This is a genomic window from Parasphingopyxis sp. (genome assembly GCF_052168275.1).
Lineage (GTDB): Bacteria > Pseudomonadota > Alphaproteobacteria > Sphingomonadales > Sphingomonadaceae > Parasphingopyxis.
In genome coordinates, this window is sequence record NZ_JBQLZM010000141.1 from 1 (window position 1) to 6,659 (window position 6,659).

At 67.9% G+C, this 6,659-nt stretch carries 10 protein-coding genes; 4 read left to right on the forward strand and 6 right to left on the reverse strand.

Annotated features, from left to right (window positions below; all coding sequences use genetic code 11):
- Positions 1 to 111: 111 nt before the first annotated feature.
- The 6 genes from ACTS1X_RS12920 to ACTS1X_RS12945 all read right to left on the reverse strand — a co-directional run bounded on the left by ACTS1X_RS12920 (position 112) and on the right by ACTS1X_RS12945 (position 4,592).
- Positions 112 to 1,323, reverse strand: a complete 1,212-nt coding sequence (locus ACTS1X_RS12920) for a cupin domain-containing protein (RefSeq protein ID WP_442614815.1) — start codon at positions 1,321 to 1,323, stop codon at positions 112 to 114.
- Between the two features lie 163 nt (positions 1,324 to 1,486).
- Positions 1,487 to 2,155, reverse strand: coding sequence for a hypothetical protein (locus ACTS1X_RS12925; RefSeq protein ID WP_442614816.1), 669 nt, complete (start codon positions 2,153 to 2,155; stop codon positions 1,487 to 1,489).
- A gap of 156 nt (positions 2,156 to 2,311) precedes the next feature.
- Positions 2,312 to 2,632: a twin-arginine translocation signal domain-containing protein gene (locus tag ACTS1X_RS12930; protein ID WP_442614817.1), complete on the reverse strand. Its 321-nt coding sequence runs from the start codon at positions 2,630 to 2,632 to the stop codon at positions 2,312 to 2,314.
- A gap of 85 nt (positions 2,633 to 2,717) precedes the next feature.
- Positions 2,718 to 3,086, reverse strand: a complete 369-nt coding sequence (locus ACTS1X_RS12935; protein ID WP_442614818.1) for a hypothetical protein — start codon at positions 3,084 to 3,086, stop codon at positions 2,718 to 2,720.
- A 60-nt stretch (positions 3,087 to 3,146) separates the two neighbouring features.
- Complete coding sequence (locus tag ACTS1X_RS12940; RefSeq protein ID WP_442614819.1) at positions 3,147 to 3,872, reverse strand: twin-arginine translocation signal domain-containing protein; 726 nt, start codon at positions 3,870 to 3,872, stop codon at positions 3,147 to 3,149.
- Between the two features lie 174 nt (positions 3,873 to 4,046).
- A complete protein-coding gene (locus ACTS1X_RS12945) occupies positions 4,047 to 4,592 on the reverse strand; it encodes a rhodanese-like domain-containing protein (RefSeq protein ID WP_442614821.1) in 546 nt (181 codons plus the stop codon).
- Positions 4,593 to 4,691: 99 nt separating this feature from the next.
- On the opposite strand from ACTS1X_RS12945, the gene ACTS1X_RS12950 reads away from it, so the two are divergent.
- The 4 genes from ACTS1X_RS12950 to ACTS1X_RS12965 all read left to right on the forward strand — a co-directional run.
- A complete protein-coding gene (locus ACTS1X_RS12950) occupies positions 4,692 to 5,135 on the forward strand; it encodes a cupin domain-containing protein (protein ID WP_442614822.1) in 444 nt (147 codons plus the stop codon).
- Between the two features lie 542 nt (positions 5,136 to 5,677).
- Positions 5,678 to 5,830, forward strand: coding sequence for a DUF2256 domain-containing protein (locus tag ACTS1X_RS12955; RefSeq protein WP_442614823.1), 153 nt, complete (start codon positions 5,678 to 5,680; stop codon positions 5,828 to 5,830).
- Positions 5,823 to 6,266: a DUF3429 domain-containing protein gene (locus ACTS1X_RS12960; protein ID WP_442614824.1), complete on the forward strand. Its 444-nt coding sequence runs from the start codon at positions 5,823 to 5,825 to the stop codon at positions 6,264 to 6,266. The genes ACTS1X_RS12955 and ACTS1X_RS12960 overlap by 8 nt, the downstream gene beginning before the upstream one ends.
- The coding region (locus ACTS1X_RS12965; protein WP_442614825.1) for an NAD(P)-binding protein at positions 6,263 to 6,659 on the forward strand (397 nt) is incomplete at its 3' end. The genes ACTS1X_RS12960 and ACTS1X_RS12965, both read left to right, overlap by 4 nt.

Here is a 6,659-nt window from a genome sequence, read left to right on the forward strand (position 1 = left end):
GGCCGGGAGGGGGAGAGGGCCGGTGCGGCGCCTGAGGCGAAAGCCGAAGGTCTGACAAAAATTCTCTCTGCGGCGCTCGACCGACAGGTCGAGCCCGACAAACCAAATCCCCTAAACCGGACGCACGAGCCCGCGCGACAGCAGCCGCCGGACGAGATCGACGGCTTCCTCCGTCTCGATCTCGGGAAGATCGGCGCGGACGAAGGGCTCGCCGTTCATCGCCCGGTCGAACGCCTTGCGCTTCGACCCGATAAACTCGCTCGATCCGCCGCGCGTGACGACCGCGAATTCGCCGCTCTCCTCGTCCTCGATCAGGCGATAGAGGCCGTTTTCGCTCGCGCGGTAGCGCTGGTCCTCCGGCACCGGGTTCGAGGCGTAGCGGACGATGCCCGCCATTTCGGGCGTGCGCGATTTCACATAATCCTCGGCGATGATGTCGAGCGGTTCGTCGAGCTCGGCCTTTTCCGCAAGCTCGGTGATGAAGGTGCGGAACTGCTCGCGCGCCGGGCCGCGGTCGAAATCGCGATTGGCATAGCCGGGCGGCAGGGCGCGCCGCAGCCCGTCCGTCTCGAGCGCCGCCTTGGAAATCGCCTCGAGCACGACATCGGCCCAGGTCTTGGTGACGAGGCCGAGCGTGATGTGGAGCGAGGCTTCCTCGTCATGCGCATCGGCATCGTGCATCATGCCGCGCGGGATGTAGACGGTGTCGCCGGCGCGCAGGACGAATTCCTCCTCCGGATCGCCGACTTCGTGCTTGCCCGGCTCGAACCCCTCGCCGCGAAACGGCTTGCCGACGGGTTCGTCGTAGAGCCGCCAGCTCTTGGCGCCCGACACCTGCATCACGAACACGTCGTGATTGTCGTAATGGGTACGGAAGCCCTTGGCGCCCGGCGGGGTCAGATAGATGTTGGTCTGCACCGAGGCGCTGAACACGGGCTCGAGCGCGCGGACGAAATCGCCCAGGGGCTTGTGATAGCTGTGCAGGTGCGGCGCGATGATCGTCGCCTTGTCCTGGTAGAGGCGCAGCAGCGCGCTGCGGTCGATCTGGTTGTTCTCGAGCGTGAACGCGTCGCGACGGATCTGCGGATCGGCGCGGGTCGCGTCGATCTGGCCGTCGAACAGCTGGTTGTTCGCGATGAAGGCGTCGAGGACGTCGACCGAGACGAGATCGGTATAGCGTCCGGGCTCGCCGCGCTCGATCAGGTGGAAATTCTCCTCGAACGTCTCGGTGAAGAATGTGCTCGGATCGACCGGGTCGAGCACCCGTTTCAGCGCGTCGCGCGATTCCTGCGGAAGATCGGTCGTCGGATCATATTTGTGCATGATGTCTCTCGAAAAACGCGGACAGGCCGCCCCCATATTCTGTCACGCCATTACTGGCCATGGCGCGCCTGTCACGCGTTGATCTGGAACAAATAACGGGCCGCTCGCCGCCGGCTAGGCCATGCGGAGCCCGGCGCCGCGATACGGGGATAATCCGGCCGGATCAGTTCCCGCGGCCCTGGCCGACCGGATCGGCATTCGCGCCGGTGTCGCTGTCGGTAATGCCGCGCGTGCTGCCCGGCCCGCCGCGGCCGCCGTTGAGCGGGTCGGCATTGGCGCCGGTGTCCCGATCGGTGATCCCGGTATTCGGGCTGCGACCCTGGCCGACCGGATCGGCATTGGCGCCGGTGTCGCTGTCGGTCATCCCGTTTCCGCCGCCGCTGCGATTGCCTCCGCGGCCCTGGCCCACGGGATCTGCGTTGGCGCCGGTGTCGCTGTCGGTGGTCCCGCGGCTATTGCCGCCGCGGCCCTGGCCGACCGGATCGGCATTGGCGCCGCCATCGCTGTCGGTGATCCCGCTGCCGCCATTGCTCGGCCCGCCGCGGCCGTTGCCGGCCGGGTCCGCCGTCGCCCCGCTGTCGGTATCGGTGAGACCGCTCTGGGCGGGCGCCTCGGTGCCCGCGGATCCGGTCTCGCCACTGCCCGCCGAACCCGATTCGGCGCCGCCTTCCGACGGCATGTCGTCGCCCGGATCGGTCCCGGCGGTATCGCTGTCCTCGCCGCCCCCGAGGCCGAGCTGGTCGCAGGCGCCGGTGATCGTGGCCAGAGCGCCGAGACCGGCGGTCGCGCCGACGCGGCTGAGAAATGAACGGCGATTGAATTTCGAAGACATTGAGCTTCCCCTCTCCTGTCGGTCCGACCCTAAAAAAAAACGGAACGGCATCCACGAAAATTGGGCGGCGCCCCGATTCGCAATCAGACCGGCGATCCAGCCGGCGATCGCCCGGCATCGACATGGCACAGGCCGCGCCGATGCCGGGCCGTCCCCCTAGTCGCTGTCGCTGCAGTTCCGGCCGCGGCCGCCGGGATCGGCGCGGCTGCCGCCGTCGCTGTCGCTGCAGTTCCGGCCGCGTCCGCCCGGGTCGCTCCTGCTGCCGCGGCCATGGCCGGCCCGATCGGCGCTGGATCCGGTATCGCTGTCGGTCACGCCCGTCCGACCACGGCCGACCGGGTCGGCATTCGCGCCGGTGTCGCTGTCGGTGACCTGCGCCCGGGCAACGCTCGTGCCCGTAACGATGCCGAGCGCACCGATGCCGGCGGTCGCGCCGACTCGCCGCAGGAACGACCTGCGGTCCAATTTCTTGCTCATTAAATTCCCCCCTCTTCAATGGGTCGTGACAGTCATTCGGAAGTCTGAAAAATCGGCGGCGAATGACGGTACCGCCGATCAGTTTCTAGCGATCGCTGCCCCGGCCGTAACCGCCGCGATCGGCCGTCGATCCGCTGTCCGCATCGGTCATTCCCGACGGCGAGGAACGCGCCGGCCCCCGGCCGTTGCCGCCCGGATCGGCCATCGCGCCGCCATCGGCATCGGTATAGCCGGTGGTGCCCCCGCACCGGCCGTTGCCGGCGCGATCGGCGCTGGCGCCGCCATCGCTGTCGGTACAACCCGAGCGGTTCGCCGGATCGGCGGACGGCCCGGTGTCGCTGTCGGTGATCTGCGCGCGCGCGGCGCCGACCCCCGTCACGATGCCCAGCGCGCCGATACTCGCGGTTGCGCCCACCCGCCGCAGGAAGGAGCGGCGGTCGAGTTTCTTATTCATCGATCTTCCCTTTCACACTACACAAGAGACTTGCCGTCGATTCTGTACTGACGCGCGCCGTTACCGGTCGCTGCCGCGGCCATAGCCGCCGCGATCGGCGTTCGAGCCGCTATCGGCGTCGGTGATACCGGTGCGGTAGCTGCGGCGCGGTCCGCGGCCATTGCCGCCCGGATCGGCCATGCTGCCACCATCGCTGTCGGTATAGCCGGACCGGCTGCCGCACCGGCGGCCCCGGCCGCCCGGATCGGCATAGGTGCCGCCATCGCTGTCGGAACAGCCCGAACGGCCGCGGCCGTTACCCGCCGGATCGGCGTAGCGCCCGGTGTCGCTGTCGGTAACGCCGCTGCGTCCGCCGCCGCGTCCGTTGCCCGCCGGATCCGCATTGCGGCCCGTGTCGCTGTCGGTAATCCCGCTGCGTCCACCGCCGCGTCCGTTGCCCGCCGGATCCGCATTGCGGCCCGTGTCGCTGTCGGTGATGCCCGAACGGCCCCGGCCGTTACCCGCCGGATCCGCATTGCGGCCGGAATCGCTGTCGGTAATCCCGGTACGTCCGCGCCCGCGCCCGACCGGATCGGCATAGCTGCCGGTATCGCTGTCGGTGACGCCGCTGCTGCCGCGGCCACGACCGATCGGATCGGCGTAGCGACCGGTGTCGCTGTCGGTAACCTGGAAAGCGCGGGCCGGGCTGCCGGATACGACTCCCAATGCGCCGACGCCGGCTGCGGCGCCCACGCGCCTCAAAAATGATCTGCGATCGAGCTTAGAACTCATATGCCCCTCCCACATATAAAATTACGCGCGCCCGGGGCCGGCATGTAACCATCCCGCCCGGACCTGTCAAAAAACATTCCCTTAATGATAATAGCTCGCAACACGCTGCCTCCTCCTCTTTGTTACGGCATCGCAACAACATGTGCGCGACCCTCCGAACGCGACCCTTGCGTCCCGAAATCTTTCCGGTCAGCTCTCCTCTGTCCGATCGCCGGCGGCGACCCATCGCACCCGCGGATCAGCGAGATCGACCGCCTCGCCCAGTTCATGGACATTGGGATAGCCATAGCCGTGCAGGTTGATCATCGTCTGGATGTTGAGCGCGAGCGCGACCGCCTTGCGCACGACCGGCGCGACATCGTTGACGAAGTTGTTGTTGCAATAAATGAGGATCGGGCGACTCGCATCCGGCCCGATCACGGCCGCCAGGCTCTGCGCCGTGAAGTCGGGCAGCGGCAGGTTGACCGCGCCGTCGATATGGCCCTGCGCGAACGCTTCGGCGGACCGCGCATCGAGCAGCAACACGCCCGGTTCGCGGGCCATCGCCTGAAAACTGTCCAGATCGAGCAGCCGGCTCGGGCGGATCTCCTGCACGGCAGCGGCCATGGCAACGAATGCCGGAAAGTCGATCTGCGGATTGCCGGCCGGGGCGGTTTGCCCGGCCGGGCCGTTCGCCAGCGCGGGATTCGCGGCAGCAAGCAGGAACGCGCCCATCACGGACAGGGCCATACGCATCGGCAATGCTCCTTTGGCATAGCGGCGCGACCCGGCTAGGGCGGATGGCGCATCCAAGATGAGCCTTTGCTGAACGGCGGCGGGCGAGAGGAGACCGGCATGAACGACGCGGCGAAGGCGATATGCGCAACGCTCGACCTGGAGCGCCATCCCGAAGGCGGCTGGTATCGCGAGACCTGGCGGGCGGACGGGGAGGCGGGCGATCGGGCGGCGGGCACCGCAATCCACTTCCTGCTCGCGGCGGGCGAACGGTCCCACTGGCACCGCGTCGACGCGGCCGAACTCTGGCTCTGGCATGCCGGAGATCCGCTCGCGCTCCATATCGCCGAGCCGGACGCCGGTCCGACCCGGACAGTCCGGCTCGGCGGCGACGTAACCGGGGGCGACGCCCCCCAGGCGCTCGTTCCGCCCCATCACTGGCAGGCTGCCGAACCGCTCGAGGGAGCCGCCGGCTATACGCTGGTCAGCTGCGTCGTCGTGCCCGGATTCGATTTCGCCGGATTCACCCTGGCGCCGCCGGACTGGTCGCCCGGCCATCGCTGAGTCACATGTGGAATGCTGCGCAGCACGGCGCGCAGCAAAGAGGCTTTGTGCGCAAATTTCATGTTATAAATCAAATGTTTATCGAGTTATCCCCGATATCCTCCTAATTCCATGTCGATTTTTGCTTGGCACGACTCGGAAAGCCGTGAGACCTTTCATCTGTCGACAGGGAAAGCGACGGAAGGCAACGACCGAAGCGAGAACTGGAGACCGCAGAACCGGAAAGACTGTGGACCGCGAGCGAAGCAGTGTGGAAGGGAAAGCGGGGTGTTCGGAAGATTTGCCGCACCGTCATCGTGCAAGCGAAGACAAGGCGGTTGAATGGGAAGACCACCCGGGACAGCGGAGATGTTCTCGAATATCGAAACTGTCTGCCGTGCCTGAGCACGGAGCGGAGAGCCCTCGGGCAATCCGAACTGGCGCTCGGCGCAGTGGGGGCTGATCTTCGGATCAGCCCCCATTTTCTTTCGGGCGCCTCGCCGGCCCCGGCCATCCGCCCTCCGAACTTTCCTCCGCGCCCGCGACGCGGTAGGGAACCGCGCGTGAAAAAGGGCGATCTCGACAGCAAGATATGCGCAGCCTGCGGCCGGCCGTTCGCGTGGCGCAAGAAATGGCGCGCGGTCTGGGACGAGGTGAAATATTGCTCGGACCGCTGCCGCAGGACCCGCAACGGCCGGGCGGCCGGCCATGGCTGATCGCAGCGCGACCCTCGCCTATGCCGGCGCGCTGCCGTTCGTCGCCGGCGCCGCGCTCGCCGCGGCCGGGATCGAGCCGGCCTCGGGCCTCGGGTCTGCCTCGCTGCCCGCCTCGCTGATCGTCGCCGCCTGGGCGCTGACCATCGCCTCCTTCATGGCCGGCGTGCATTGGGGGCAGTATCTCGAGTCCGGCGAGCGGATCGGCATCAACCTGTTCCTGACCAGCAACGCGGTCGCGATTACCGGCTGGCTGGCCTTTCTGCTGCTGCCCGTGTCGCGCGCGCTCCTCGTCTTCGCGGCGCTGTTCGCGATCCTCCTGCTCATCGACCGGCGGCTGCGCAAGGACGAGCATATCGCAGAGGGCTATTGGCGGACGCGGGCCGGCGTGACCGCGATCGTCATCGTCTCGCTGCTGGTCACGGCAGCCTTCGCATGACGCGGATCGCGATCGCCGGCGCCGGGCTTGCCGGCCTCACCCTCGCCCGGGCGCTGGCCGGACGGGCCGAGGTCACGCTGTTCGAGAAGGCGCGCGGGGTGAGCGGGCGCATGGCGACCCGCTATGCCGATCGCTGGCAGTTCGACCATGGCGCGCAATTCTTCACCGCGCAGGCCGAATCTTTCCAGATCTTTCTCGCACCGCTGGTCGCGGCCGGCGTCGTGGCCCGCTGGGACGCGCGCTTCGCCGAGTTCGCCGGCGGCGCGCAGACGGCGCACTGGCAATGGGACAGCGCGCGCCCGCATTATGTCGGCGCGCCGAAGATGAACGCGCTGGCCAAGCATCTCGCCAAGGGCCTCGACGTGCGCCTCGGGACGCGCATCGCGTCGGTGG

Excerpts from the sequence above, each read along its gene's own strand:
- ACTS1X_RS12920 (WP_442614815.1), bottom strand. The coding sequence starts at position 1,323 with ATGCACAAATATGATCCGACGACCGATCTTCCGCAGGAATCGCGCGAC.
- ACTS1X_RS12925 (WP_442614816.1), bottom strand. The coding sequence starts at position 2,155 with ATGTCTTCGAAATTCAATCGCCGTTCATTTCTCAGCCGCGTCGGCGCG.
- ACTS1X_RS12930 (WP_442614817.1), bottom strand. The coding sequence starts at position 2,632 with ATGAGCAAGAAATTGGACCGCAGGTCGTTCCTGCGGCGAGTCGGCGCG.
- ACTS1X_RS12935 (WP_442614818.1), bottom strand. The coding sequence starts at position 3,086 with ATGAATAAGAAACTCGACCGCCGCTCCTTCCTGCGGCGGGTGGGCGCA.
- ACTS1X_RS12940 (WP_442614819.1), bottom strand. The coding sequence starts at position 3,872 with ATGTGGGAGGGGCATATGAGTTCTAAGCTCGATCGCAGATCATTTTTG.
- ACTS1X_RS12945 (WP_442614821.1), bottom strand. The coding sequence starts at position 4,592 with ATGCGTATGGCCCTGTCCGTGATGGGCGCGTTCCTGCTTGCTGCCGCG.
- ACTS1X_RS12950 (WP_442614822.1), top strand. The coding sequence starts at position 4,692 with ATGAACGACGCGGCGAAGGCGATATGCGCAACGCTCGACCTGGAGCGC.
- ACTS1X_RS12960 (WP_442614824.1), top strand. The coding sequence starts at position 5,823 with ATGGCTGATCGCAGCGCGACCCTCGCCTATGCCGGCGCGCTGCCGTTC.